Here is a 26,978-nt window from a genome sequence, read left to right on the forward strand (position 1 = left end):
CGCAATGAATAAGAACGATGTTGAAAACGACGAAAAATTCGATCTGCTGGATATCTATTTTTTCAGGAGCCTTGTCAAGAACAGGTTTTTCAGGCCAGTGATCAATCTGCTTTTCTTCATCTTCCTTTTAGTCATCATATACTTCGGGCTTTCAAGCAATCCAGACCTGCGTTTCCACGGCGGGATCCCTTTCTCTACGACAATGATATGGGACCTCTGGCATCCACTGCTCGTCTTCACCCTCATAATTTTCGGGAGGCTCTGGTGTTTTGCATGCCCCATAGGCGCAGTCGGGGACTGGACGCAGTCGCTCTTCAGCTTCAAGAAGAAATATCCTGAAAAGTACCGGAACCTCTGGATCGCTGTCATTCTCTTCCTGTTCATTTTCGCTGCCGAGAGGCATCTTTTCATGTTTACGCGGAATCCCCCGAATACTGCATATCTCCTTTTATTCTTCACCGGGCTGGCAGTGGTAATGGCGGTTGTGTATGAAAAGCGGTCATTTTGCAGGTACATCTGTCCAATCGGGCTTGTGCTGGGTGTTTTCTCCATGCTCTCGGCAATTGAACTTCGCTGCAAGTCAAAGAAAACCTGCGCAGACCACAACATTAAAGAGTGCGTCATCGGCAACGAAGCCGGGAAAGCATGCCCAGTCGGCGAGTTCCCGCAAACGATGGAGCGGAACAACTATTGTATAATGTGCATGGAATGCGTGAAATCTTGTTCCAAAGGGAATATCCGACTAAGCCCAAGGCTTCCCGGTGCGGATATCGTAAAAGCAAAAAAGATACATCTGGATGAAGCATATCTTGTCCACGGGATAATCATTATGTTCCTTTTTGTCATGGGGATGGAACGCTTCCAGTTCAGGAATACGATCATCAATTTCGTGAAATCCACGCTTCCTGTTAATTCGGTGACCTTCCTTGACCTTTACTGGAGGAACATGTGGGCGATAATAATTTTTAGCCTGATAACGCTTGGTGCCGCAGGTCTCCTCTACCTTTCCACCCGGGCATCCCTTCCCGGAAAAAACACAAAGCAAAAGTTCATGGAATTTTCCTATGCATTCATACCCCTGGCCCTTTCTGTCTACCTTGCAGAAAACACCTTCAGGCTGCTGAAAGGATTATTCTTTCTTTTGGAGAATGCGGGTAAGGTCTTTGGTGGGGTATGGCAATTCGATGTTAATTTTGACACCATTAATCAGGCGCAGATCCTCATTTTGCTGGCAGGGTTCATTTTTTCCGTATGGGCAGGGTATCTTATCAGCAAAAGGCAATCGATTGATCATAAGGAGTTCAGGCAAAGCATGACTGCAATAAGTGTTACCGCAATTATTTATCTCTTCATAGGGGTGATAATTCTAACGCTCCCGATAGTATAATTATTTTACACATCTCGTAAAGTATAATGTATAAACATGTAAAAAAAAAGAAAAATAATAGCGCAAAACCATATAGCTTATATAGGAAACAAATCAGGATTGAGTTATGAAAACCAAAAAATTGCAGTCAATACTTGTTTTGATACTGATCATAGCCTTCGCATACGGCTCTTACACTATCTCCCTCAAGGATTTCAGGCTGAGCGATAAGAACAACAGTTACCTGGGAGGGCTCACCTGGTCAAGATCGCTGGATAAATCGATAGAACTGGCCGGGCAGGAAAACAAGCCTGTAGCGATATATTTCTGGGCCATATGGTGCCAGTACTGCGCAAAGTTCCAGAGCGACACGCTGGGGAGCCCGCAAGTTAAGAAAATACTTGAAGATGATTTTGTTCTTGTAGCGATGGATCTCGATGTTGACAGGGACGTTGCGAACAAATATCGCGTCCAGGCTCCGCCTGCGGTAATTTTCCTTGACAATAAGGGAAACGAAATGAGGGATTTCAGGATAAATGGCGCCGTGGATGCCAGTACGTTCCTGCCCGTAGTTACTGAGGTAAGAAAACAGGTCAGGGGAAAATAGATATGACGACTTTAGGCAATGAATTACTTTATGCAAGTCTCGCTGTAAGCGTGATTGCGCTAATTGGACTTTTATTGAAAGAATTTAAGAACAGGGATATTTTATCAAGAGCAATAACACCTCTGATTCTCCTGGGGACAGGCCTTCTCACTTTGGCCTATCTGCTTCTCACTTATTATTTCGTTGCGAGCGACTTTACCTATGAATACGTTTGGCAGTACTCAAGCCGCGATCTGCCGCTTATCTATAAAATAAGCGGGGCATGGGCAGGTCAGCCGGGCACTTACCTATTATGGGCATGGGTGATCTTCCTTTCCGCAGCATGGCTCGCCTACACCACCAGACATGCAAAACCCCTGGCTATAAGAACGCAGATAATAACCCTGATTATAGGCCTATATCTCATAATTCTCACTCTTGTCCAGACCCCGTTCAAATCCATATACGAGGGCAGACCCGATCTTATTGGTTTCGTGCCTCCGGACGGCAGCGGCCTGAACGCCCTGTTAGTAAACTTCTGGATGATAGTCCATCCTCCCCTGATGTTCATAGGCTATGCCGCCATGACAATACCCTTTGCCGCCGCCATCGTGTACCTGCTTACAAAAGACGATGGGTGGGAAGAGTTGAGCAGGCAGTGGGCAAGGTTCACCTGGTTATTCCTGGGCATGGGCATTGCTGTGGGCGGTGTCTGGGCATATCTTGTACTGGGATGGGGCGGTTTCTGGGCCTGGGACCCAGTGGAGACAGCCTCGTTCATACCCTGGCTCACGCTTACAGGTTTCCTTCATGCGGCAGCTCTGCACAGGAAGAACAAGACGACATTCTCAATAGCAGCCCCAATGCTGGCTGCAGTTTCTTTTATTTTAGTACTGTATGCAGCCATCGTTGTCCGAAGCGGGCTTTTTAATTCTGTCCATGCCTTCGGGGACACTTCTACAGGTTCGCTTCTTCTCATATCTATACTGATAATCTCAGTCGTATCCATCGTCCTTGGCATGAGGCGCTACCTTGCCGAGTCTGAAAAGGCTGAAGAAGAGTGGGGATTATGGAGCAAGAGGAATATCTTCTATGTATCCCTGCTATTATTCGTTATCCTGGCTTTCATTTCCTTCTGGGGCATCACTTACCCGGCATTCATCCAGATCACACAAAATCTGAAGGTAAATGTCGCCTCCGATACCAAGAACTTCTTCAATTTATGGAGCTACCCATTCACTATAATACTGCTCCTTGGCCTGGGATTCTGCCTGAACTACAAGGAATCGCAAAAGGATAAGCAGAAACAAACGCTTTTCATCGTGGCTGCAATCACCGTTATAGCCATGTTCCCACGGACAGAGCACTTCTATGTTCTCGATCATACAAGTCCCTTTTTTGTCAGGGAACCAACTCTCTATAAACTGATAGGCTCAATTTCGGTATTGTCTATTTTCCCGCCCATGGTATACGCACTTATATCCACATTCCAGCGCCTGGCAGATTTCCTTCGCCTGGGCAGCCTTCGGCCGAAGATCAAAGGCATAGGTCTGGCTGCAGTTCACTTTGGCGTGGTGTTCATTCTCTTTGGCGCTATCATCAGTTCCAGTTTCACGCAAACCATAGACAGGATAAACATCCCTCTCGCGGCAAAAGGAGAGCAATTTGATGTCGGGAACGGTTATGGCATTAAGGTCCTGGATTTATCAACCAGCAGCCTGGTTGAAACCGGTGTTCCCGCCGGCGCTACCAGGATATCGGATATAATCAGCAATCCTGAAAATTACGCCAATAATGCAGTGCAGGTCAGCGGTCAAATCACAAGTGTGCAGAATGCACAATCCAAAACTCCACCCATCACCTACACAACGTATTTCGAGCTCAACGACGGTACGGGAAATATCTGGGTGGCAACCCAGAGCAATGTACCTGTAGCCATCCCCGAGGGAATTCAGGTGACAGTAACTGGAGCCCTGATGGCTGGTTTTACGAGTCCTTCAACCAACACCACATATCCCCTGATCATTTTCTCAAGCCCGGATGAAATCAGTGAAACATCAGCTTCCGGTCAGTATAAAGTCCAGAGCCTCAGGCTTGAAGTCTACCAAAATAACAGGAAGATCGGAAGCGGAGTCGCAGAGTATCTTGAAGGAAAAGGAAGCGGGACTTTCCCGATGGTGGACAGCAGCATAACAGGAACTGATGTCTATGTGATATTCCAGGGTGTGAGCAGCGGTATTGTGCCATTGAGTCTAAAAATAATACCTGCGGTAAACTTCGCCTGGGTTGGCATCCTGCTGTTCGCTGCGGGAATAATCCTGATAATGGCAATGAAAACAAAAAAGGGCGAATGAACATTACTGGATAGTTCTCGATGTCAGGATATTGACCCAGCCTTTTGGAGAAAAGAAGGTGGCTTCCGGGAGATGGGAAAGTAATCCATGACATGCTTAGCCACAATCAAGAGCCGTCTGACAGCTGCTAGAGTGATGTCAGGAAATTCACATTCGATCTTGATAATACTCGCCATACAGGAAGCCATTCTCAATGTGATTGAAGGGCCTCACTTGCCTAGGAGCATCCGAGGATAAATGCAGAGAACTCCAGGCAAAAACCTGCAAAGTGACTGGCCTTATATACCATAAAAAGTGGTCGGGAAATAAGGAGAAAGTGCTCTGATTATCAGCTTGTCTATGTTGAACAGCAGCATAATGCCAATAACGATGAGCACAAGTCCGGAGAGTTTCTTGAGAATAGGCCCGCGCTTAACGAACCACTGGTATCTGTTCGTGACTTTCTTGCCATAATAGGCTATGGACAGCATGGGAAGGCTCATGCCGACAGAGTAAACGAACAGCATCCATGCGCCGTATGACATGTTGCCTACCGAGGCCACATATGCAAGCACTGCTCCCAGTATGGGCCCAACGCACGGGATCCACAGGATGCCAAGGGACATGCCCAGGAAAAATCCACCTGCCAGGCCTCCCTGAGGGATGCCTGATGAATACCCGCTCATCGAGCCGAAATTCTGCCTCAATCCCTGGGTTATCGAGCTTGAAATCTTTATGAACTCCATGTTTATGTCGTCATCAAAAAGCACAGCACCCATACCTATGATAAATAGAATGGCCAGGCTGCGCAAGGAGTCGGTGTATGCTGTGAACGTGGCGCCGAAAGCTGATACCAGCACTCCCATTGCAGTGAAGGTCAATGCCAGTCCAGAAACGATAGCAAAGGGGCGCAGCCTGTGCCCTCCTGAGCCAGAGAATATCACAGGCACTAGCGGAAGGCAGCACGGCTTCAGTATTGTAACCACGCCTGCTATGAAAACCAGAATAATGGAGGGTGCTGTAGGGTTCATGAGTGCATCAATCTTTCAAAGCGTTATAAGTCGGGGGTTATATAAAAACCTTACTTTACATACAGTGTAAAGTAATAAAAAGCTTCTCTTTCTTAAAAATCGAATACAGACCGCAGGATCAACAGTATATTCCTTTTACGTTCCCTCAACCTGCGGGTGGTATAGGGAAACCAGATCTTTCCGTATGGGATGTAATCCACGACTGTTAAACCTTTCTCTACAAGCTGGTTTTTAAGCTCTTCTCTCACTCCCATCAGCATCTGGAATTCAAGCTTCTTCCTGTGGATTTTATTAGCCTCTATCGCCTCATTTATCAGCAAATCGTCATGGGTTGCGATGGCAAAGAAGGGGCTTCTGTAGAAAAGGTTGTCCATGAGCTTTGAGAAATTAACAGTAATTTCTTTGCGGCTCCTATAGGCTATCCCGCTTTTCTCGCTATATGCACCCTTGACAAGGCGGATGAATCCCCCAGCTGCTGCAATTCTCTTTACATCATTTTCGCTTCTTTTCAGGTTGGACTGAATGGCAATGCCCGTGTTCCCATATTTTCTTAAAATCTCAAGATAGAGGTCAATGGTATCCTCTGTAAAGGGAGAGTTCTCCATGTCGAACCAAATAAAGATGTTCTTTGAAGCTGCGCTGGTTGCGATCTTTTCCACATTCGATGAACAGAGCTTTTTTTCGATAACAAGCCCGAGCTGGGTAAGCTTAATTGAAATTGAAGCGCCAACTTTTGATTTTTCAATATTGTCCAGGAGCCTCAGGATCTCCATAAGATTCTGTTCCGCTTCCAACCGCTCTCGCACATGCTCCCCCAGATAATTGATGATGGTACCCATGCCTGAATTGTTTGCTTTTTTCGCGCGTACAATGGCATCATCCAGGGTCTCGCCTGCGATCCAATGGCGCGCAAATCTGATTAAAAAACTCATTTTCCCTGATGAAGGAATAGATCTGGAACTACTTAAAGGATTAAGATAAGAATCTTAAGCAAGCGGTTTTGGCTGCTTGTGTTCAGGAAGCACAGGCAATTTCATAGTATTTACCAGAATTGGCGAATCCACCTCTTTTGCCCTCTCGCATAGTAATTCTTTACCTTTCTGCGTTATTGCGAACATGGGCACTGACGTACCCACCTGGAGAATGGGTTTCACTATATCACGCACAGTCCTTGAGGCGCATCCGGTTACGATATCAAGTGCCGCAATGAAAGTCCTGGCTTCCCCGGTCTGTAATCCCGTAAGATGCGCACCTATTAAAGTCAATTCAACTCCATATTCTCTCTCCATTTCACGGAGCTTTCCCGCATCCTCCGGACGCACCACACTCACTGCGATATTCTTATATCCAAGTTCACACGCTTTCCTGAAACCCTCCATCTGGTCAATGCTTGCCTTTTCCTTATCAAGCACAATCCCCCCTCGTGCCTCTATTCCCGCGATTATTTCACGTATGGGTTCTGTCTCTATCAGCCCCGACATCAATGCGCCCATCCCCTGCACAAGCTCCGGATTATCTGTGACCACTGTCCCTGCACCGTCGCATACTGTTACCGTGGAGTCTATAATTCCACGCCGCAGGGCAGTCATCATTATCTCGCTTGCCCCGAAATTCACAAAAACGCCATAGTCCAACCTCCTCTGCGGGGTGAACATCCCCAGCTCGCGGATCCTGTACTCCATGTTCTTTTTCGCCTCCTCCGGTGTGAGCTTCGAAACACCTGCGACTTTGCTGAACACCGGGCACCAATCAGCGACAGGTTCACCCACTTCGACAACTTTACCGTTCTTCACCACCACGCGAGTTTTCCCGAAGAGTTCCATTATATGGGGCATTTCAATCACCTGCGAACTTATAGAATTCAAGCAGTTCGGTCGCTTTTACTTTTGAGAGGCGCATGCTAACAACCTCAATGAGGGCGTCCACATGTTCTTTTTTGACGCAGTGAAGGCTTTCCATCCCTTCGAAGATGAGATCAACAAGATAATTTAATTCCTCTTCCGAGAGTTTCAGAAGACGTTCCCTGAAATCCTCCTTTGCCCTGGAAAAATGCTGCGATACAGGAGGAAGCACCGACCTGAATTCATGCCCCGCGTGTGCACAGGTAGGATCGACAAGCTCAGGTGCGAGTTTTTTTAAAATGAGCAGATCCGAAGGACCAAGTTTTCGTGCCATCACCTGGATATTTGGCCGGGCTTCTAATAATATTTCCCCTCTTCAAAAAATCATCTTAACTAAATCTATATATATTTACAAGTATAACTGTTATCAAATATCAGAGGTGGATCAATGGATGCAAAAGATGTCGGGCTTGCTGGCGTTATGGTATTGTCTTCGATAGTGTTAACGTATAAATGGCTCACTCGGCTCGGCCATGATTATGACCCGGTCATTCTTATGGCAGCCATGCTCCTGATCGGTTCTCTGGCAATGATGATTCTATTGCTCAATACAAGAGTGCGGGTCTTGGAAGAATCTTTAAATGCGAAAGAGCGCTCCATAAGGATAAACATCAAAGGCGTTGAGGAGAACCTGGGACGAAAGATAGAGGACGTGTCCAACAAAACCAGCAATACTATAGGGGAATTCTCTAAGAGGATTTATCGCTGAAAGCCTCTTCAACCATATCCATTATCCTTCCCATCACGTCTCTTGCCTCGTCAGTGCTCCTGATTCGCCTGATATCCACGCGGCCACTCTTGTATATCATCACGCTCTTTCCTTCCATTTCAAAGCGCGCAACCCCAAGTTTCACTGAGCATTTCAAATCCTTTGCTTCTATGTTGCGCAAGAATTCGCATAATCTCTCCATGGCAACTTTTCTCCCGAGATTACATTCTGCTATATACCTGGTGGGGTCTTCAACGCAGGGACGGGATAAGCGGACATCCATTAAGGCATGTAATAGTAGAAAGGCATATATAATGACTCAAGGCTCACCAAATTCTCTTTCGATCTTATCCAGCAGCAGATTCAGGATTCTCCGCATCTCATTCACCATGCTGATCTGAGATAGGATCTCCCCGGGCTTCTGTATATATTTCCCCTCCACTATCTCATCCCCGCAATTCTTGAACATGAGGTCGATGCTCCTTTCAGAATATTCAAGATGGAACTGCAATCCAATAACCCTCCCGGATTCAAATGCCTGGTTCGCGCAGCCCTCACTTTCAGCTATTCTTAATGCGCGGGGAGGTATTTCGAAGGAATCACCATGCCAGTGGAATGCAGTGAATTTTTCCGGGAATGATCTGAAAATAGTGGAGTCTCCGGCCTCCTTTGTCAATGTCACCGGGAACCAGCCGATCTCCTTATACCTGTTCCTTCGCACCCTGCCGCCCAGGACATCTGCAATGAGCTGAGATCCAAGACATACTCCGAGAATTACCTTATTTTTGCATATCGCTTCTTCAATGAATTTCTTCTCCTCTATAAGCCATGGGTATTTCCCTTCCTCGTAAATGTTCATGGAACCTCCCATTATGACAAGCCAGTCAAACTCCGCTGTTTTGGGAAGTTGCTCATTTTCATAGAGCAATGTTCTCTCAATGCTGTGTCCTTTGGTCTTCGCCCATACTTCGATATTTCCAAGGCCTTCAAATGGCTCGTGTTCAAGCGAGTGTATTCTCATAATCGTTCCTCTTTTTATCCGATTGTCAAACTGTATGTATGAAGGGCAATATATAGAAAACTATTTAAGTCCGAAAACGGTAGCCTATAGTCGGTCTCGCACATCCTTCATTTGAATTGTCTCTCAAGTTGGGAATACATTGTAAACAGTTGATTCCTTGTGAATCTTAATCAAATAAGGCTGTGCAGAGACCATAACATCACAGGAGAAAAGTATATGGCAATACCCGAAAGACCTCTTGAATCAATTATGGAAACGGAAATAGAACTGACATATCACCTATTGATGAATCTGATGCCTTGTGAAAAAGTAAATCCGAATGATTTATAACCAAATATTGAAATTATAGATTTAAGTTGCAGTGATAACTATGATCAAAACAAATGAAGACGTGTTATTATCAATTGAGGAAAACCAGGTACGATTTCTAAGACTCCAATTCGTTGACATCGGTGGCATGGTCAAGAACGTTGGCATCCCTGTTTCACAGGCGGAAAAGGCCCTGAAATCCGGCATAGCCTTTGACGGCTCGTCTATTGAGGGTTTTGTCAGGATAGAGGAATCCGACATGATCCTGAGACCCGACATAAACACCTACAATGTTCTTCCATGGGAGGTTAGCGATGGCAAGGTTGCCAGAATGATTTGTGATGTTTATAGACCTGACGGCAAGCCCTTTGAAGGCGATCCGCGCTATGTCCTGAAAAGAGCACTCAAGGAAGCAGCCAGGCGCGGTTATGTTATGAATACCGGTCCAGAGCTTGAATTCTTCTTCTTCAAGAGAAAAGATGGTGAGGCAACAAATATTCCTCATGATTTTGGCGGATATTTTGATTTCCCGCCTGTTGACCAGGCTGAAGAAATACGCCAGAAAATAGTTAATGACCTTGAAAAAATGGACTTCAATATAGAAGCTTCCCATCATGAAGTCTCCATGGGGCAGCATGAGATAGATTTCAAATATGCAGATGCTCTTAAGACCGCGGATAATGTCATTACGTTTAAGTTCGTTACCAAGACCATAGCACAAAAAAATAACTTGCACGCCTCTTTCATGCCAAAACCCGTCTTCGGGATAAATGGCTCAGGCATGCACACAAACATATCGCTTTTCAAAAATGGAAAGAACGCCTTCTATGACGAGTCAAAGGATATGGGGGTCAGTGATACCCTGCGATATTTCGTTGGAGGGCTGAAGAAACACGTCAAGTCATTCACAGCAGTCACAAACCCAATAGTTAACAGTTATAAGAGAATCGTACCCGGATATGAAGCGCCGGTCTATATCGCATGGTCTGGAGCGAACCGCTCATCCATGATCCGCATCCCGGCAGCCCGGGGAATGAGCACGCGCGTCGAGCTCAGGAGCCCAGACCCATCGTGCAATCCGTATCTTTCCTTTGCGGTGATTTTAATGGCGGGGCTTGACGGCGTAGAGAACCAGATAGACCCGGGCGAGCCCACCACGCTTAACCTCTTCCACCTGAACGATGAAGAGAGAAAGACCCATGGAATCGAATCTCTCCCCGGCAGCCTGAAGGAAGCACTGGATTATCTGGAAACTGACGATATTATCCGGGAAGCACTTGGAGAACACGTATATGCAGATTTCATGAGGCTTGGAAGAGCGGAATGGGATGCATACAGGATAAGCGTACATGATTGGGAGATCAATCGATATCTGAACACAATTTGACCTGAATGAATGAACACAACCACTATCGACTCGATGGTACAGAGGAAACTGATAGAGATCCTGAGGATACTCTATGAGAACCACGAACCTATAGGGGCACGGCTTATCGCTGACAGGATGAATGAACGCGGATACCCCATCGGAGAGAGGGGCGTCCGCTACCATCTACGCATCCTTGATGAGCGCGGCCTCACCCAGCGCCAGGGCTACGACGGCAGGGTAATCACAGAGCGGGGAATAGAAGAACTCAATAATGCGCTTGTTGGAGACAGGCTGGGCTTTATCATCACAAGGATCGAGAAACTAATTTATGATACTACATTTGACCTGAAGTCGGGTCAGGGCAGCGTAATTGTCAACACCTCGGTTATTGACAAGAACGATTTTGAAAAAACGATGGGAATGCTCCACCATGTGATGTATGATAGTTATTCCATCAGTCCATATATCAAGTTAATAGAAGAGGGAACTGTAACTTCTGATATTAAGATCCCCGAAGGCAAAATAGGAATAGCTACGATGTGCAGTATCACCATCGACGGGATATTAATGAAAAATGGGATTCCCGTCAATACCAGATACGGTGGTTTATTAGATGTAAAGAACAGGAAACCCGCCGGTTTTGACGATATCATTGCTTATAGCGGTACTTCTATTGACCCGATGAGGATCTTTATATCCAAGAGGATGACGCGGGTCATGGACGCTGTGGAAAAGGGTTCAGGCAAACTGCTTGCCAACCTACGCGAGATCCCTGCATCGGCTGTATCGGAAGCTGAAGTCGTCCTGCAATCCATTATTGAAGCCAAAATAGGCGGTATTGCAGAAATCGGCAAACCCGGAAAGTCCGTACTGAACGCGCCAGTTGAGAACGGCAAGGTAGGCATCGTGGCTTATGCGGGAGTAAATGGTATGGCAGCAGTGGAAGAAATGGGGATCAAGGTGGACACGCATCCGATTTCTACCATCATTGATTTTAAGGAATTGAATAAGCTGGAATAATCACTTTAGCCCGTAGAGAAGTCTGCCCGCGATGAGCAAAAGCACAAGTGCAAACATAAGCTCAAGCGATCTTGAAGAGATGTTCTTGAATATTACCCTTGAACCTGTCTGGGCTCCAATAAATGCCGCCGCGCCGGCATAAAATAAAATGGTCATGTCCATATTCTGGCCTCCAAAACTCATGTGCCCCAGAAATCCTGATAAAGATGTAAAAGTTATAATGAAGGATGAGGTTCCGATCGCGTTTTTCATTTCAAACCCAAGGACCAGAAGGAGAGGAACTACAAAAGTTCCTCCCCCTATGCCCACAAGAGAGGAAATCACTCCGATCAAAAAGCCTGCACATGCGCCTATCCATATCTTTTTTTTAAACGTCGTCCCGAGGGTGAAGCCGATACTGCTGAAGAAAAATATCCTTATGGAAGCTGCAAGAAGTACAACTGAGAGTATTAGAATTATTATTCCAGTATCCATCACCCTTACAAGGTAAGAACCTGTTAGCGCACCCGGAATGGATGTGCCAATGATCGGAAAAGCCGTTCTTGTGTCCACCATTTGATTTTTCAAATACGTAATAGAAGCCGAGGCGGTTGTTATCGCGTTCATGAGAAGCGCCATGGGTATGGCGATCAAAATAGGAAGTCCAAGCCAGAAGAATAGCGGGGTGTAAATGATCGCGCCTCCAAGGCCGAGCATCGAGAAAACAAGGGCTATAAAGAATGCAACGAGTATTATCAGGAGGACTTCCATGCGCTCTCATTATCCGGGATAAGATTAATTTTATCTAAACCCTATTTGAATGGTCAAGCATTCTCTAATCCTCAAGCACAATCAGCTAATTATCAATTAAGGTTAAACCTCTTCAGTATTGCGTCCATAACACCATCTATTTTCATCTGACATAATTCCATCCTGGAAAGCAAAGATATGTACCCTAAATGTAGAGCAAAGCTTTTTATATAAATTGTTATTATAAAATATAAATAAAGATGATGAATATTCAATATTATTATACTAATCCAGACAGAGGACAAGTACCCAAAAAAAAGAGTTCTTCATTTATCCTGATGGCAATAGCATCTGTATTGGTTGTAATTCTTATGATCTTCTTGATCGGAACGCTTGTATCGGGGTGGGAAGTTCATGGATTTATTCCGCAGGATGTTGATATTTCAAAGGATATTGACATTTCCAAAGAACCATTGCAGAAGCAGTACGAAGGAGAAAACTTTATCATAAACTCATTTGACGACAGATACACGCTCACACCTGTGGCGATCTATGAAATATCGGCGAAAGTGGTCAGCATAAGAACATACAAGGACGAAATGCAGGTTTCTCCAATAGACCTATGCACCGTCTGGGGGCAGATGGCCGGCGAGCCGAACATAAGTTACAGCCAGAGCGAAAGATTTTGTTCGTATTACTACAGGTCAGTGCCCTATTTCGGTGAATATTATATGATATCACACTCCTCGAACAACCACATCATCCCTGCCAGCGGTAATGTTTCCAGTGCACTTAATTCTATGAGAGTCAATGACAAAGTGACATTAAAGGGTTTTCTGATCAATGTGAAGAATGAAAAAGGTAATTCATGGAAAACAAGCCTGACTCGATATGACAGCGGATATGGTGCCTGTGAAATTATTTATGTTACTGAAATCAGAACAGAGAACAGGATCTGGAAATGAAGAATGACATCATTCCTTCCCGCCAATCCTTTCAATCGCCAGAGTTCCCAGCAGAACAATCATCTCTAGTGCACTCTTATTTTCAGGAGTAAGAATCTGCTCAGGATCGTCGAAATGAAATCCCACTACACCCTTTACGGTATCTGTCGTTTTCATGGGAAGATAGTAAGCCCATGCTTCGGGTAGTGTGTCCGTGCCCACACCGGCAGGTTCGCCATTGAGCCAGACCCAAGTTGCTATACCAAGTTCTTTCGGGTTAATCTGGATCATGTCGGTAGAAGCCTTGAGAGAAACTTGTCCATTTTCAGGAAGATAAATGGCCATATCGCAAGGGAAAATTTGTCCTGCATGACGAATCATCAGGTGTAAAACCTGATCAATGCTCCGGGCAGTGATTAGATCCTTACTTAATTCATATAAAGTTGTATTTCTGGTCTCGCTTTGCTCAAACTGCTGCACAGTGTAGTAAAGATCTGATACAAGATTGCTTATTACATAGGCAAACGCAATAAACATGAGATAAGATAAAAAATATCTTACTTCCGAAACAGCAAAGCTGAAATACGGTTTAACAAACAATAAATCAAAAATCGTAATGCTTAAGACCGCTGCAAGGATAGATGGGCCACGTCCCCAAAAAATAGCGATCAGTACGACAGGTATAATCATTAAGAACAGTAAGTTAACCTGACCGAGAATATCCCGAAAAAGAAAACCTAATAAAGAAGCAATAATGACACCAATTGCACTTATGACGTAAATTAGTAGACTGATCGTACTTATTTTCTTCTTAGATATAAGTTGTTCACTCTTGCCTGTAAAAAGAAAAACAGCGATATCTCTGGCTGTTTCTCCCTTTTTGGCAATTGCCAAAAGAGATTCCGGTTCCGGTCTTTTATCTTCTGAATCTATCATTGAAATTCTACTTTATATTATCCAGAGCAAGATTCAATTCTAATACATTAATGTTAATGTCCACAGACATGTTGGGGTAAATTTGTAATCACATCATTCATAGTTTCAAAAGGACTTCTATATCCAGCCAATCCTTTCAATCGCCAGAGCCCCGAGGCGAGCAATGGTATCAAATACAACCTTATTTTCGGGGGTAAGAATCTGAAGAGGAGCGTCGAAATGAAATCCCACAACACCCTTTACGGTATCTGCCGTTTTCATGGGAAGATAGTACGCCCATGCTTCGGGTAGTGTGTCCGTGCCCATGCCTGCAGGTTCGCCATTGAGCCAGACCCAGTTTGCTATACCAAGTTCTTTCGGGTTTATCTGAAACCTCTCGGTAGAAGCCCTGACCGAAATTTGTCCATTTTCGGGAAGAAAAATAGCCATATCGCATGGGAAAATTTGCCTTGTATGGCGAATCATCAGATGTAAAACCTGATCAATGCTCCGGGCAGTGACAAGGTCCTGGCTTAATTCATATAAAGTTATAGTTCTGGACTCGCTCTGTTGAAGCTGATGCACCTTGTATTGAAGATTGGACGCAAGATTGCTAATTACAAAGGCAAACGCAATGAACATGAGATAAGATAAAAAATACCTTACATCTGAAACGGCAAAGCTGAAATACGGTGGAATGAAGAAATAATCAAAAATGAGAACGCTTAAGACTGCTGCAAAGATAGACGGACCTCTCCCCATGAAAATGGCGATCAATACAACAGGTAGAAGCATTAAGAATAGTAAGTTAATCGGACCAAGAATGTCTCTCAAAAGAAAACCGAATAAAGAACCAAGAATAACAGCAACTGCGCTTATGAAATAATTTAGCGGGCTGATCATACCTATTTTTTTCTCAGGTACAGGTTGTTCGCTCTTGCCTGCAAAGAGGAAAACATCGATATCTCTTGTACGCACCATGATCTTCCGGGCCAGAGAAGGAAACAATCCAAAACGCCTGGGTTTGCCCATTACGATCTTTGTAACATTATGGCTCTGTGCATACCGGGCGATTTCCTCAGCAACATCATCCCCTTTGATCCAGACGACACGTGCACCCAGCTTTTCAGCGAGATCCAGGGTATTTTTAAGCCATTCCTGTTCTTTATCTGATAACTGCCCATGTTTGACAGTTTCTACATAGAGCGCTATCCATTCTGCATTCAGTTCAGAGGCTATGCGAAAGGCTGAGCGGACCAGTTGCTCCGCATAAGGACTGGCTAATACTCCCACCAGGATACGCTCTGTAGCAGACCATGGCCCCCCGATTGCATGCGCCCTCATGTACTGAAGCATTTTTTCATCTACGCTGCCGGCTACAAGCCGCAATGACATTTCACGAAGTGCAAGCAAATTCCCAGGCTTAAAGAAACGCCTAACAGCATTTTCCGCCATATCTTTTGCATAGACCTTTCCTTCTTTCAATCGTTTCAGCAACTCCTCAAAAGGAAGATCTACAAGCTTGATCTCATCCGCCAACTGGAAAAAAGTGTCCGGGATAGTTTCACTGACACGGATTCCTGTTATACGGAAGACGGTGTCATTTAAACTTTCCAGATGCTGCACGTTCAGGGTCGAATATACATCAATTCCTGCGTTCAGGAGCTCTTCTACGTCCTGATAGCGCTTGGCATGGCGGGAATTGGGAACATTTGTATGGGCTAATTCATCAACAAGCACAATCCTGGGCCGCCGCTCAAGAACACTTTCTAAATCCATCTCCGCAAGCTGTACCCCTTTATATTCAGAAACAATGAGGGGAATGGTTTCCAGACCCTCCAGGAGTGTTTCGGTTTCTGCCCTGCCGTGTGTTTCAACGTAACCAACAACAATATCTATTCCTTCCTGTCTACGCATTCTGGCATCAGAGAGCATGGAATAGGTTTTCCCGACACCGGGTGCGGCGCCAAAATAGATGGTCAGTTTTCCACGTTTTTTGGCTGTTTCTTCCTGTTGTGCAATTGCCAGGAGAGATTCTGGTTCCGGTCTTTTATCTTCTGTATCTGTCATTAAAATCTACTTCATACTGTCCAGAGCGAGATTCAATTCCAAGACATTAATACGTTGCTCACCTAAGAACCCGAACTGCCTGTTCTCAATGTGCTCAACCACCAGTTTATTTAACGTATCTTCGCTGAGATTACGTGCCCTTGCGACACGGGGTATCTGTACCAGAGTGGATTGCACGCTGATGTGAGGATCTAAACCACTCGCCGAAGCCTCTACTAAATCCGAAGGTACCGGAGACTGTATGCCGGATGACTTCAGTAGCTCTGTTCTATTGGAAATTTGGTCTATCAAATCCTTATTTGTAGGTCCGAGATTTGAGCCTCCGGAAGCCAGGGGATTATATGGATAGCCTGAAGTAACTGAAGGACGCGGCCAGAAGTATTTTGGGTCTGAAAAAGGCTGCCCGATCAGGGCTGAACCTGTGATGTTACCGCCAGAATCGTATAGGAGGCTTCCCCCCGCTTCTTTTGGGAAGAATAACTGCGACAGTACGGTTACTGCGACGGGGTAGATAACACCGACAAGCACCATCAGGATTGCAAAGAGTTTTAGCGTGGTCTTTATGTTTTTCATTCCCTGTCCTCTCTAGCGCATAAACGCGCTTATTACAATATCAATAATTTTTATCCCTATAAACGGCGCTATTATTCCGCCGAGCCCATAGATGAGAAGGTTGTACATCAACAACTTTTCAGCAGGCATCGGGCGGTATTTGACGCCTTTCAATGCAAGTGGTATTAGCATGGGGATAATGATCGCATTAAAAATAACAGCCGACAGGATCGCGCTGTACGGGTTCGCAAGATGCATGATATTGAGAATATCCAGTTGAGGATAGATGGAAACCATGGCTGCAGGTATGATGGCAAAATATTTTGCAATGTCATTGGCAATGCTGAACGTTGTCAGTGTCCCACGTGTTATGAGTATTTGCTTGCCGATTTCAACAATATCCATTAACTTGGTCGGGTTACTGTCCAGGTCTATTATATTTGCTGCTTCCCTCGCAGGCTGTGTTCCTGTGTTCATTGCTACAGCCACATCCGCCTGCGCAAGTGCCGGTGCATCGTTCGTACCGTCCCCTGTCATGGCTACCATATGACCCTGCTGCTGGTTTTCACGAATCAAGCGAAGCTTGTCTTCAGGTTTTGCCTCTGAAAGAAAATCATCCACACCAGCTTCTGCTGCAATAGCTGCTGCTGTAAGATAGTTATCGCCAGTGATCATGACAGTCTTGATACCCATTTTCCGCAACTGCACAAATCGTTCACGGATGCCGCCTTTTAGAATGTCCTTGAGATGTATCACGCCCAGGATTTGCGCGTTATGACATACGACAAGAGGTGTTCCGCCTGATTTTGCGATACTTTCCACCTTCGGTTCAAGTTCAGGGGGCACATTTCCTCCTTTGCTTTTAACATATTCCGTGATCGCATCGGAAGCTCCTTTACGATACGATTGCCCGTCAATATCAACCCCGCTCATGCGTGTCTGGGCGGTAAATGGAATGGATTTCGAAGTGTGAGGTAGCGCGGTCAACCGCATCTGGTATTTCTTTTTTGCAAGTACTACAATGCTCCTTCCTTCGGGCGTCTCATCAGTCAGCGATGCAAATAGTGCTGCATTGGCAACTTCCTGCTCGGAACGTCCCGTCAGCGGAATAAATTCCACCGCCTGCCTGTCACCCAGGGTAATTGTTCCTGTCTTATCGAGGAGAAGGATATCTACATCTCCGGACGCTTCAATGGCTCTCCCCGAAAGGGCTATCACATTTTTCGCAAAGAGCCTGTCCATGCCCGCAATCCCGATAGCAGGAAGGAGTGCTGCAATCGTTGTCGGCGCCAGACAAACAAAAAGCGCTATAAGGACTGTAATCGAGACTGGAGCCCCATGTCCCGCAGCCTGGATGCTGTATATGGATAGGGAGCTGAAATTGATAACCACGAGCAGGAAGACCGCTGTTAACGATATCAGCAGTACTTCCAGTGCGATCTCGTTGGGGGTTTTACGGCGCTTTGCACCTTCAACCATGGCGATCATCCTGTCCAGGAAAGCCTCACCCGGATTCGCTGTTATGCGCACGATGATCTGGTTGGAAATGACTTTTGTCCCGCCTGTTACAGCGCTTCTGTCTCCGCCTGATTCCCGGACGACCGGGGCTGATTCGCCTGTGACAGATGATTCGTTCACGAGGGCTGCACCTTCAACCACTTCACCATCGCCGGGAATTATTTCCCCCGCTTCCACGAGTATATAATCCCCTTTATGGAGGTTTGCAGAAGAGATAAGCTCGTATTTTTCTTTCGACCCCGGATCGCCCAGCCTTTTTGCCATTACTTCTGTGCGTGTTTTACGAAGCGACTCGGCGCGTGCCTTTCCCCGCCCTTCTGCAAGCGACTCTGCAAAGGTTGAAAAAATCACCGTCAGCCAGAGCCATAAGGATACAGCTCCTGTGAACCAGGAAGATTCGCCTGATTTAAAAAATAAGCCTGCAAAGAAGCTGGCAGTAGTAATGATGCTTCCGAACTCCACGAGTAACATGACAGGGTTTCGCCACAGGCTGAGGGGATTTAGCTTTTTTAACGAATCCAGTAATGCCTGGCGTAAGAGTTCTGGTTCAAAGATTGTTATATTTTTTGTCTTAGTCATATTATTGACCTGCATGCATGATCATATGCTCAACAATCGGTCCCAGCGACAGGGCAGGAAAGAACGTAAGGGCTCCGACTATCAGAATAACAACGGCAAGCCATAAGACGAATGTAATCTGATGTGTTGGGAGGGTACCGATGCTTGGCGGGATATATTTTTTCTTCGAAAGTGACCCGGCCATGGCAAGTGCTGCTATTGCAGGAACAAATCTGCCGATAAGCATTGCAATGGCTGTTGACAGATTATAAAAAAGGGTATTGGCATTAAGTCCTGCAAATGCGCTGCCGTTGTTATTGGATACAGAGGCAAAAGCATAGAGCACTTCACTTAAACCGTGCGGGCCGGGGTTCAGGATTGAAGAAATTCCTGCCGATATTACCAGTGCAATAGAAACAAAAATGAGCACCAGGATGCCTGAGGTGAGGACGATCAACACCGATGTCCACATCTCAAAGACCTCTATTTTTTTGCCAAGATATTCCGGCGTCCTGCCTATCATGAGACCTGCAATGAAAACCGCTATGATTGCAAAGGCAAGAATAGTGTAAAGCCCTGACCCTACACCGCCGGGAACAACTTCACTTAATAGTATAAGCAGCATCGTGACCATTCCGCCTATTGGCGTTAATGAATCATGCATTGCGTTCACAGCGCCGGTGGAAGTAGCAGTTGTACTGACGGCAAAGAGAACCGTGCCGCCGATCCCGAACCTGACCTCTTTACCTTCCATATAAGAACCATTGACACCGGGCTGCACAAGCGGGTTGCCACTATACTCAGACCAGTACATCACTCCAAGGAACACTATGAACAGCAGCATCATCGCTGCAAATATTGCCCATCCCTGCCTGGTATTGCCCGCGAAGCGTCCGAAAGTGTACGTAAGAGAAAAAGGGATGAGAAGGAGAAGAAGTATTTCCAGAAAATTGGTTAAAGGAGTGGGGTTTTCAAAAGGATGTGCTGAGTTTGCATTGAAAAAACCGCCGCCGTTCGTCCCAAATTCTTTTATTGCTTCCTGGGATGCAACAGGTCCCATGGGAAGCATCTGATTGCTGATGCTTTGCCCGTCCGGTGTTAGGAAGGATTGGACAAGCGAAATATTTGCATAAGGATCAAAATTCTGGATAGCGCCCTGGGAGACCAGCAGCAGGGATGCAATGATAGCAACGGGCAGCAGAATGTATAATACACTTTTAGTCATATCCTGCCAGAAGTTCCCAATGGTCTGGGAAGTATGCCTGGTAAAGCCGCGGATTAAGGCGAGAGCTACACACAAACCTGTAGCAGCCGAAAGAAAATTCTGGACTGCCAGCCCTGACATCTGGGTGAGGTAACTTGCTTCCGATTCACCGCTATATGCCTGCCAGTTGGTATTTGTAACAAAACTGACGGCTGTATTGAGTGCAAGATCAAGCGAAAATCCCGGGAACCCCTGCGGATTGAGAGGAAGGATGCCCTGGAGCAGCAGTATCAGGAACAGGACGATTATTCCAAGACAGTTAAATAAGAGCATTGCCTTTGCATAATCTTTCCAGTCCATCTCTTCATCATGCTTTATGCCTGCCGCTTTGTAGATCAGATTCTCAAGAGGCACCAGGACGGGACTTAAAAGAGTACGCTTACCCTGATATACGTTCGTTATATATGTCCCTACAGGCTTAACAAGCAGGGTCAACACTATCAGGAAAAATAACATCCCACCGATATCAAAAAAGATTTCCATGTCCGGCATAATGTACCCTTGTTACAACTAATTTTAATAACTTCAACCTGTCATGTTACCTACATTTATTAAAGTTTTGGGAGGAAACACCAAAAAATACTTCTCCAGAGACTTCATACTCATTTACCTTAGCCTTGCAAGCCCTATGAATAGCACACTTCATGTGTCTTTATCTTCTGCAGCTGTTTTGATCTTTACCTTCTCAATAAATCTTTTATTAACTCAAACTTTTCTTTAACTCTATTATTCACCTGATTTTTTAGGTTTTAGTTTATGGATTCATGATCTTAACTTATGGTTCCGGTGATGATGTAAAATCTTTTGGTCTTAAAGTTGTTCGGAAGGTTTTTGCTGAACAAAGACGAACCGAGACGGGACACAGATTGCACAGATGATACGGATGCGCACGGATTGAAATTATCCGTGAAAATCCGTCAAATCCGTGTCATCTGTGTTCCATTCATAATTGTCCAACACCAAACATAAAAAACAGCGATTGATATTGGGAGTGGCCATTGTTATAGTGATATTGGGATACCTGGCTTTTAATGGAGTGGCTTCGAACCAGTATGAGGTCAGTGAGGCCGTGGCAGCAAAGGAAAATCTGGCAGGTAAAATGATCAACGTAAATGGGTCAATGGTCACGGGCACAGACAACTGGGATGCGCTCAACCGTACACTGACATTCAAAATGACGGATGGGAAAGAGACGATCGATGTTATTTCAATTGGCAACAAACCCGATATCCCGCCAGGTTATACGAATATTCAGGTTGTTGCTACTGGGCAGTTCGACGGTAATGTGTTCAAAGCCTATAAGATGCTCACAAAATGCCCCTCCAAATACCAGGCTTCACCGGGGGACATCGGGAAATAGATGTAGTTAGAGTTCACGGAAAAATAACTTATCCAATTTTATTCATAATTCCTGAAAACAAATCCGCGTTCATCTGCGTTAATCTGCGGTTTGTTTTCCAAAATACTGCTATTTATTTTTAGGCAAACTCTTAGTGGTGCGCTTCTTCCTTTTCAGCTTCCCTTCTTTTTATGGTATCCTCACAGGCCTCGAAGCAGCTCTCACAGATTGCCTTATCGACCTCTCTGTGATAGGGTTCCTGGAAAATCGGCACCTGCACCTTGACCAGGTAAAGTGGTGAGTTTTTTATCCCGCACAGATCGCATTTCTTTCCATTTACAGGCACCCTGTTAAGGTTTGCCTGATGGCAGCTCTCCAGGCTCTCTTCGCTGATACCTTTCCATGTGCCAGTCGGATAGGCTGCCTTCACTCCCGGGTCATTCACTTTCACGGGGCACAAAGTTGGTCTTGCCACGCCGGACAATTCACAGTCTGCCATTTTAACTCACTCCTAATACTCTTGCCGCTGCCAATGCCCAGTTAATAAATGGCTCGGGGTAAACGCCGATCCCGATCGTCCCGATCACCGCAAGCACGATCGCTATTACGTACGGTGTTGGCTCTTTGATCCTTTCGCCGTTAGGCTCATGCACGTACATGTACTTTATAACGCGGGCATAGTAATAGATGGAGAGAGCACTGTTCAGGATGGCCACAATCACAACAAAGAGGAGCCAGCTGCTCGCCTGCCTTACTGCTTCTATCGTTATCGAATAGAATATAACGAACTTCCCGATGAAACCCGCAGACGGCGGAATGCCTGCCAGTGCCAGGAAAAATACTAGCAACGAGAATGCAGTTATTGGCGCGCGTTTACCAAGCCCTGCGAAATGAGACAGGTCATCGGTGTTCTTTGCATTCTTGTCATCGGATAAAACCATGTAACCCACCACGGCTACGGCGATGAAAGCCCCGCCTTTCATCAGGGCATGGCCAAGAGCCAGCAGTATCCCTCCTCCTATGGACATCTGGGTCGTGACAACGAATGCAAGTGATATGTAACCTGCCTGGGCTATCGAAGAATAGGCAAGCATGCGCTTGATGCTTTTCTGGGAGATCGCTACGACATTGCCGTATGTCATCGTAATTATTGCAAGGATAGCAAAGGCCAATTGGAGATCGATGCGGATCGCAACAAGGGCAAGAACGAGTATCCTGAATGCTGCAACAAAACCCATCTTCTTAGACCCAGCGGCAAGGAGAGCAGACACAACACTCGGCGAACCTTCGTATGTATCCGGCGCCCACATGTGGAATGGGACAAGCGCCATCTTGAAACCAAATCCTGCAATAAGGAACATCATGGCGATTATGTCAAGGCCGACAGCAGGGCCTGTCCTGTAATACTCGACGATCGCCGGAATATTCGTGGAACCTGTTATACCATATACGAGAGACATGCCGAACAACATCAACGCCGAAGAGAGGGAGCCGATAATGAAATATTTTAAAGCCGCTTCGAGCGATGCCGGGTTCTTTTTCTCAAAACCCGCAAGTACGTACGTCGACATGCTCGCAAGTTCAAATCCCACAAAGAGCGCCAGCAGATCATTTGCTGAGGCAACGACCATCATTCCCACTGTCGCAAGAAGAAGAAGAGCATAATACTCATCCTGGTTGCGATTGTTCTCAAAATACTTTATCGAGGCTATCACGGCCAGAAGCGATACGACAACGAATATTAACTTGAAGAACTGGGATAAGGGATCGATAACTATAGCATTATAGAAAAAACTCCCCTCGCCTTTTGAACCGATAATATATATGAGCGCTGCGGCAAGACCGGCAGCACTTATGTATCCCAGCACATTCTTGGATTTGTCCTTCATCAGGAGACCGAGCAGTACAATTACCAATCCCATTACTGTGAGCAGTATCTCCGGTGCGAGCAATGCATAATTCATGTTATCACTCCTCTAAGAGCAACAAATTTCACGAGTTGCTCTGCATTCGTGGTCATCATGTTAAGTATGGGGTTCGGGTTGAGCCCGAAGAAAATCACAAGCAGTACAATCATCGACATGGCGAGTATTTCATAGCTTGCTCCATCGTGGATATGCCCGAGTTTCTCATTATACGTCCCGAAGACAGCCCTCTGCATGGCCCAGAGATGATACCCTGCCGTGAAAACTATTCCGAAGAGGGCAAGTATCACGAACGTGGGCAGTGTGAAGTATGAATTCACAAGTACCAGGAACTCCGCGACGAAACCGCTCATTCCCGGCAATCCAAGAGACGCAAGGAACCCCGCGAGCATGAGGAACGCCAGCTTTGGCATGTGTTTTGCAATGCCACCCAGGTCGCCAATGATGCGCGTACCCGCTGAGTGCTGGATCACGCCGCAGGACATGAACAATACGGCCGTAATGAGACCGTGTGAGAACTGCTGGAACATCGCCCCGCTCACGGAGAGAGGGATGAGAGCTGCTGCGCCAAGAGTCACATAACCCATGTGGCTGATGCTTGAATATGCCACCATCTTCTTGAGGTCCCGCTGGGCAAGGGCGAGGAATGTCCCGTAAAGAATGCTCAGGACACCTATGATCGCCATCAGGCTGATCAATTTATCCGGGGAGCCTGAATAAGGAAGAAGTGGAAGTATCACCCTGAAAAGGCCGTATCCACCCATCTTGAGAAGCAGCGCAGCAAGTATTACGCTCCCCGCCGTGGGTGCCTCCACATGCGCATCCGGCAGCCATGTATGGAAAGGCACTGCCGGCATCTTAACGAGAAAACCGAACAGTAATGCCAGGAATATTGCATCCTTCAGCAGGGGGGATTCGATCACAGAATAGTTTTTCAGAAGGTAGAACATATCGAAATTTGGGGTACCGGAGATCTGCCATGCATTGAAATACAGCGAGAATATCGCAAGCAGCATCACAAGGCTGGCTACATGCGTGTATATGAAGAATTTTATCGCAGCGTAATTTTTCCGCGGCCCTCCCCAGATGCTAATGAGGAAATACATGGGTATCAGGACGACCTCCCAGAATATGTAGAACACAAAGAAGTCAAGGGAGGTGAAGACACCGAGGACGCCGACCTGTTCAAGTAGTATCAGTCCGTAAAACCTGTTCGCCTCTTTTGTCTCCCCCCATGCGAATATGACAGTGAGCGGGATAACTATATTTGACAGAAGGACAAGCGGCATTCCTATACCGTCAACGCCGAATTTCAGGCTTATCCCGAGACTGCTTATCCATGGATGCGTTTCAAAAAACTGGATGGTTGAGACGGAGGAATCAAACCTCATGAGCAATACAAGCGAGATGACAAGCGATATCCCCGATGTCAGTAACGCGATCGCACGGGCCTGTTCCCTGGTTCTGGTCAAAAATGCGATAATAGCGCCTATCAAAGGGATGGCAATCATCAACGAGATCAAATCAGCCATTTATGTCCCTCCGGTTTTGATCAAAAAGTACATCAAAAGCAGGCCTATTCCCAGCAATATGACAGATGCATAATTCTGGACAACACCTGTCTGTAATTTCCTGGCAAACTCACCGAGTTTGAACAATGTGTTGCTGATAACATTATCTATCACGAGCCCGTCGATAATCTTCCTGTCCACGAACTCACCGGATTGTGCCACAACGCCATGCGTCAGTTTTACACCTATTATATCCGCGGCTATCCTGGGCTCGTAATACCTGTTTAGCAAGAGTTTGTACACGGGGTTTTCCGATGAAACGAGCTTGCTCATATCCAGCCTGCGCTTATAATAGATATAATAGGATATCAGAAGTCCGGCCACCCCGACCAGTACCGGCAGTAATACAATTATGATGGATGGATTGAATGCTGCCTCACCTTCATGTGCCGGAACTGATACATCCATGAGTTCGAAATTTTTATCAAGATAATTGTAGAAACCTGTCTGTGAGTAACCGAAGAAAAGGGCAAATACCGCCAGGATCATAAGCGGTCGGGTCATCACATTGGGTGACTCGTGGGCATGGCGCTCCGAGCGCGGCGTTCCCGTAAAGGTCATGAACCACAGCCTGAAAATGTATATGGATGTCAGAAGGGCTGCAATAATGGCGAAACTGTACGGGATGAAATTACCGGTTTTATCACCGAATTCAAACGCCCCTTCTATGATGGCATCCTTGCTGAAGAAACCCGATGCACCTATACTTGGAATACCAAGGTTGATCAGTGGAATACCAATCCCGGAAAGTGCAAGAGCAGCAATCAACATAGTGATGGCGGTGATCTTCATCTTATCGAACAGTCCCCCCATCTCGCGGATATCGTTCGTCCCAACCGCGTGGATAACGCTTCCCGCACACAGGAAAAGGAGGGCCTTGAAGAACGCATGGCTTATGAGGTGGAACATGGATATCCCGACTGCCTGTGCGCCGATTGCAAGTCCCGCTGTTCCCAGCGCCAGCATCATATAACCAAGTTGACTGACGGTCGAATATGCAAGCACTCTCTTGATATCGTTCATCACAAGTCCCATCGTGGCTGCGAAAAGCGCGGTGAACCCGCCGATATACGCCACCACGAGGAGCGAGTCCGGGGCTGCAGCAAACATCGGGAACGTCCTGGCGACAAGATATACACCAGCGGTAACCATCGTTGCCGCATGGATCAATGCCGAAACCGTTGTCGGTCCTTCCATTGCATCCGGAAGCCAGCCATGGAGCGGGAACTGACCGCTCTTACCGACTGCGCCACCGAAGAACAACAGAGTGATGTAGGTCAATTGTGTCTTATCGATAAGCGGTATCGCCTGGAACATGGTCTTGAACTGGAGGATAAAATTTCCAGGCTCGATCTTGAATGCACTGGCCGGGTTCGTGATGATCTCACTCAGATTGACATAAAGAAGTACGATCCCTGCAAGGAAAAGCACGTCCCCTACCCTGGTCACAAGGAAAGCCTTCTTCGCGGCAGCTGCAGCTGAGGGCTTGTGGTACCAGAACCCGATGAGGAGATAAGAGCAAAGACCCACTATCTCCCATGATATGAAGAACTGGAGAATGTTGTCTGAGAGAACAACGGCGAGCATGGCTGCCGTGAAAAGAGACGTTTCCGCAAAGTATCGCGGTTTTGAAGGGTCATGCGCCATGTATCCCACGGCGTATATATGAATGAGCAGGCTTACGAACGTGACCATCAGCAGCATCACAATGGCGAGCGGGTCGATCAGTATCCCCAGGTTCATCCCGGCGAACCATGGCCAGGACTGCTGCACTATTCTGTCGGGATATATCTCAAAGAAAATGCCAAGAGAAATGATAAACGAGCATGCTATAGCTGCGATTGGGATATATGCACCCCCATGTGGGAGTTTCTTTCCCAGGAAAAGCGTGAGCACAAACCCGAATATGGGTAGCAATACAATTGCTGCTGCATAATCACTGAACATC

General features: G+C 46.2%; 24 protein-coding genes. 8 read left to right on the top strand and 16 right to left on the bottom strand.

The genetic code is table 11. The features are described 5' to 3' along the window. The first annotated feature begins 4 nt into the window (after positions 1-4). The 3 genes from O8C65_05440 to ccsA all read left to right on the top strand — a co-directional run bounded on the left by O8C65_05440 (position 5) and on the right by ccsA (position 4,306). Positions 5-1,387 (top strand): 4Fe-4S binding protein, encoded by a 1,383-nt coding sequence (locus tag O8C65_05440; GenBank protein ID MCZ7356357.1) that lies wholly within the window; start codon positions 5-7, stop codon positions 1,385-1,387. A 106-nt stretch (positions 1,388-1,493) separates the two neighbouring features. After that, positions 1,494-1,973, top strand: coding sequence for a thioredoxin family protein (locus tag O8C65_05445; protein MCZ7356358.1), 480 nt, complete (start codon positions 1,494-1,496; stop codon positions 1,971-1,973). A gap of 2 nt (positions 1,974-1,975) precedes the next feature. Then, a complete protein-coding gene (ccsA, locus tag O8C65_05450) occupies positions 1,976-4,306 on the top strand; it encodes a cytochrome c biogenesis protein CcsA (protein MCZ7356359.1) in 2,331 nt (776 codons plus the stop codon). Between the two features lie 278 nt (positions 4,307-4,584). Here the strand turns inward: ccsA and O8C65_05455 are convergent, their stop codons facing one another. The 4 genes from O8C65_05455 to O8C65_05470 form a co-directional block, all read right to left on the bottom strand. After that, positions 4,585-5,316 (bottom strand): cytochrome c biogenesis CcdA family protein, encoded by a 732-nt coding sequence (locus tag O8C65_05455; GenBank protein MCZ7356360.1) that lies wholly within the window; start codon positions 5,314-5,316, stop codon positions 4,585-4,587. Between the two features lie 92 nt (positions 5,317-5,408). Continuing rightward, positions 5,409-6,248, bottom strand: coding sequence for a proline dehydrogenase family protein (locus O8C65_05460; GenBank protein MCZ7356361.1), 840 nt, complete (start codon positions 6,246-6,248; stop codon positions 5,409-5,411). A 54-nt stretch (positions 6,249-6,302) separates the two neighbouring features. Next, a complete protein-coding gene (locus O8C65_05465) occupies positions 6,303-7,151 on the bottom strand; it encodes a DUF2099 family protein (GenBank protein MCZ7356362.1) in 849 nt (282 codons plus the stop codon). Between the two features lies 1 nt (position 7,152). Then, the gene (locus O8C65_05470) at positions 7,153-7,491 is read right to left on the bottom strand and encodes a hypothetical protein (GenBank protein ID MCZ7356363.1); all 339 of its coding nucleotides are present in this window, start codon (positions 7,489-7,491) and stop codon (positions 7,153-7,155) included. Between the two features lie 114 nt (positions 7,492-7,605). Here O8C65_05470 and O8C65_05475 point away from each other — a divergent pair, with 114 nt between their 5' ends. Beyond that, on the top strand, positions 7,606-7,926 hold the full coding sequence (locus O8C65_05475; GenBank protein MCZ7356364.1) for a hypothetical protein: 321 nt from the start codon (positions 7,606-7,608) through the stop codon (positions 7,924-7,926). On the opposite strand, the gene O8C65_05480 is transcribed toward O8C65_05475, so the two are convergent. Both O8C65_05480 and O8C65_05485 read right to left on the bottom strand, forming a co-directional pair. Continuing rightward, entirely contained in the window at positions 7,907-8,209 is a 303-nt protein-coding gene (locus O8C65_05480; GenBank protein MCZ7356365.1) for a hypothetical protein, read from the bottom strand. The two genes, O8C65_05475 and O8C65_05480, sit on opposite strands and share 20 nt — an antisense overlap. 36 nt (positions 8,210-8,245) lie before the next feature. Further along, the gene (locus tag O8C65_05485) at positions 8,246-8,947 is read right to left on the bottom strand and encodes a type 1 glutamine amidotransferase (protein ID MCZ7356366.1); all 702 of its coding nucleotides are present in this window, start codon (positions 8,945-8,947) and stop codon (positions 8,246-8,248) included. A gap of 370 nt (positions 8,948-9,317) precedes the next feature. Here O8C65_05485 and glnA point away from each other — a divergent pair, with 370 nt between their 5' ends. Together glnA and O8C65_05495 are read left to right on the top strand one after the other, a co-directional pair. Then, entirely contained in the window at positions 9,318-10,643 is a 1,326-nt protein-coding gene (gene glnA / locus O8C65_05490; GenBank protein MCZ7356367.1) for a type I glutamate--ammonia ligase, read from the top strand. A gap of 9 nt (positions 10,644-10,652) precedes the next feature. Next, complete coding sequence (locus O8C65_05495) at positions 10,653-11,645, top strand: NrpR regulatory domain-containing protein (GenBank protein ID MCZ7356368.1); 993 nt, start codon at positions 10,653-10,655, stop codon at positions 11,643-11,645. Here the strand turns inward: O8C65_05495 and O8C65_05500 are convergent, their stop codons facing one another. Further along, complete coding sequence (locus O8C65_05500) at positions 11,646-12,395, bottom strand: sulfite exporter TauE/SafE family protein (GenBank protein ID MCZ7356369.1); 750 nt, start codon at positions 12,393-12,395, stop codon at positions 11,646-11,648. A gap of 317 nt (positions 12,396-12,712) precedes the next feature. On the opposite strand from O8C65_05500, the gene O8C65_05505 reads away from it, so the two are divergent. Then, complete coding sequence (locus tag O8C65_05505) at positions 12,713-13,339, top strand: hypothetical protein (GenBank protein ID MCZ7356370.1); 627 nt, start codon at positions 12,713-12,715, stop codon at positions 13,337-13,339. Positions 13,340-13,348: 9 nt separating this feature from the next. Here O8C65_05505 and O8C65_05510 read toward each other — a convergent pair whose 3' ends face one another. The 5 genes from O8C65_05510 to kdpA form a co-directional block, all read right to left on the bottom strand. Next, positions 13,349-14,254 carry a DUF4118 domain-containing protein gene (locus O8C65_05510; protein MCZ7356371.1) on the bottom strand — a complete coding sequence of 302 codons (906 nt, stop codon included), beginning with the start codon at positions 14,252-14,254 and terminating at the stop codon, positions 13,349-13,351. Positions 14,255-14,371: 117 nt separating this feature from the next. After that, positions 14,372-16,303: a DUF4118 domain-containing protein gene (locus tag O8C65_05515; protein MCZ7356372.1), complete on the bottom strand. Its 1,932-nt coding sequence runs from the start codon at positions 16,301-16,303 to the stop codon at positions 14,372-14,374. A 6-nt stretch (positions 16,304-16,309) separates the two neighbouring features. Beyond that, positions 16,310-16,876 (bottom strand): potassium-transporting ATPase subunit KdpC, encoded by a 567-nt coding sequence (gene kdpC, locus O8C65_05520; GenBank protein MCZ7356373.1) that lies wholly within the window; start codon positions 16,874-16,876, stop codon positions 16,310-16,312. A 12-nt stretch (positions 16,877-16,888) separates the two neighbouring features. Next, entirely contained in the window at positions 16,889-18,952 is a 2,064-nt protein-coding gene (kdpB, locus tag O8C65_05525) for a potassium-transporting ATPase subunit KdpB (protein MCZ7356374.1), read from the bottom strand. Between the two features lies 1 nt (position 18,953). Then, the gene (kdpA, locus tag O8C65_05530) at positions 18,954-20,687 is read right to left on the bottom strand and encodes a potassium-transporting ATPase subunit KdpA (GenBank protein ID MCZ7356375.1); all 1,734 of its coding nucleotides are present in this window, start codon (positions 20,685-20,687) and stop codon (positions 18,954-18,956) included. Between the two features lie 457 nt (positions 20,688-21,144). On the opposite strand from kdpA, the gene O8C65_05535 reads away from it, so the two are divergent. Next, on the top strand, positions 21,145-21,555 hold the full coding sequence (locus O8C65_05535) for a cytochrome c maturation protein CcmE (protein ID MCZ7356376.1): 411 nt from the start codon (positions 21,145-21,147) through the stop codon (positions 21,553-21,555). A gap of 130 nt (positions 21,556-21,685) precedes the next feature. Here the strand turns inward: O8C65_05535 and fpoO are convergent, their stop codons facing one another. Genes fpoO through nuoL form a run of 4 tightly spaced genes read right to left on the bottom strand, consistent with a single transcriptional unit; the run spans position 21,686 to position 26,977 of the window. After that, positions 21,686-22,033, bottom strand: coding sequence for a F420H2 dehydrogenase subunit FpoO (fpoO, locus tag O8C65_05540; GenBank protein MCZ7356377.1), 348 nt, complete (start codon positions 22,031-22,033; stop codon positions 21,686-21,688). Position 22,034: 1 nt separating this feature from the next. Continuing rightward, the gene (locus O8C65_05545; GenBank protein ID MCZ7356378.1) at positions 22,035-23,498 is read right to left on the bottom strand and encodes an NADH-quinone oxidoreductase subunit N; all 1,464 of its coding nucleotides are present in this window, start codon (positions 23,496-23,498) and stop codon (positions 22,035-22,037) included. Next, positions 23,495-24,991 (bottom strand): NuoM family protein, encoded by a 1,497-nt coding sequence (locus O8C65_05550; protein MCZ7356379.1) that lies wholly within the window; start codon positions 24,989-24,991, stop codon positions 23,495-23,497. Before O8C65_05550 ends, O8C65_05545 begins: the two co-directional genes overlap by 4 nt. Then, a complete protein-coding gene (gene nuoL, locus O8C65_05555; protein MCZ7356380.1) occupies positions 24,992-26,977 on the bottom strand; it encodes an NADH-quinone oxidoreductase subunit L in 1,986 nt (661 codons plus the stop codon). Between the last annotated feature and the right edge of the window lies 1 nt (position 26,978).

It is taken from the genome of Candidatus Methanoperedens sp., from assembly GCA_027460535.1.
Lineage (GTDB): Archaea > Halobacteriota > Methanosarcinia > Methanosarcinales > Methanoperedenaceae > Methanoperedens.

Coding starts and splice junctions, on each gene's coding strand:
- O8C65_05440 (MCZ7356357.1), top strand. CDS start 5: ATGAATAAGAACGATGTTGAAAACGACGAAAAATTCGATCTGCTGGAT.
- O8C65_05445 (MCZ7356358.1), top strand. CDS start 1,494: ATGAAAACCAAAAAATTGCAGTCAATACTTGTTTTGATACTGATCATA.
- ccsA (MCZ7356359.1), top strand. CDS start 1,976: ATGACGACTTTAGGCAATGAATTACTTTATGCAAGTCTCGCTGTAAGC.
- O8C65_05455 (MCZ7356360.1), bottom strand. CDS start 5,316: ATGAACCCTACAGCACCCTCCATTATTCTGGTTTTCATAGCAGGCGTG.
- O8C65_05460 (MCZ7356361.1), bottom strand. CDS start 6,248: ATGAGTTTTTTAATCAGATTTGCGCGCCATTGGATCGCAGGCGAGACC.
- O8C65_05465 (MCZ7356362.1), bottom strand. CDS start 7,151: ATGCCCCATATAATGGAACTCTTCGGGAAAACTCGCGTGGTGGTGAAG.
- O8C65_05470 (MCZ7356363.1), bottom strand. CDS start 7,491: ATGGCACGAAAACTTGGTCCTTCGGATCTGCTCATTTTAAAAAAACTC.
- O8C65_05475 (MCZ7356364.1), top strand. CDS start 7,606: ATGGATGCAAAAGATGTCGGGCTTGCTGGCGTTATGGTATTGTCTTCG.
- O8C65_05480 (MCZ7356365.1), bottom strand. CDS start 8,209: ATGGATGTCCGCTTATCCCGTCCCTGCGTTGAAGACCCCACCAGGTAT.
- O8C65_05485 (MCZ7356366.1), bottom strand. CDS start 8,947: ATGAGAATACACTCGCTTGAACACGAGCCATTTGAAGGCCTTGGAAAT.
- glnA (MCZ7356367.1), top strand. CDS start 9,318: ATGATCAAAACAAATGAAGACGTGTTATTATCAATTGAGGAAAACCAG.
- O8C65_05495 (MCZ7356368.1), top strand. CDS start 10,653: ATGAACACAACCACTATCGACTCGATGGTACAGAGGAAACTGATAGAG.
- O8C65_05500 (MCZ7356369.1), bottom strand. CDS start 12,395: ATGGAAGTCCTCCTGATAATACTCGTTGCATTCTTTATAGCCCTTGTT.
- O8C65_05505 (MCZ7356370.1), top strand. CDS start 12,713: ATGGCAATAGCATCTGTATTGGTTGTAATTCTTATGATCTTCTTGATC.
- O8C65_05510 (MCZ7356371.1), bottom strand. CDS start 14,254: ATGATAGATTCAGAAGATAAAAGACCGGAACCGGAATCTCTTTTGGCA.
- O8C65_05515 (MCZ7356372.1), bottom strand. CDS start 16,303: ATGACAGATACAGAAGATAAAAGACCGGAACCAGAATCTCTCCTGGCA.
- kdpC (MCZ7356373.1), bottom strand. CDS start 16,876: ATGAAAAACATAAAGACCACGCTAAAACTCTTTGCAATCCTGATGGTG.
- kdpB (MCZ7356374.1), bottom strand. CDS start 18,952: ATGACTAAGACAAAAAATATAACAATCTTTGAACCAGAACTCTTACGC.
- kdpA (MCZ7356375.1), bottom strand. CDS start 20,687: ATGCCGGACATGGAAATCTTTTTTGATATCGGTGGGATGTTATTTTTC.
- fpoO (MCZ7356377.1), bottom strand. CDS start 22,033: ATGGCAGACTGTGAATTGTCCGGCGTGGCAAGACCAACTTTGTGCCCC.
- O8C65_05545 (MCZ7356378.1), bottom strand. CDS start 23,498: ATGAATTATGCATTGCTCGCACCGGAGATACTGCTCACAGTAATGGGA.
- O8C65_05550 (MCZ7356379.1), bottom strand. CDS start 24,991: ATGGCTGATTTGATCTCGTTGATGATTGCCATCCCTTTGATAGGCGCT.
- nuoL (MCZ7356380.1), bottom strand. CDS start 26,977: ATGTTCAGTGATTATGCAGCAGCAATTGTATTGCTACCCATATTCGGG.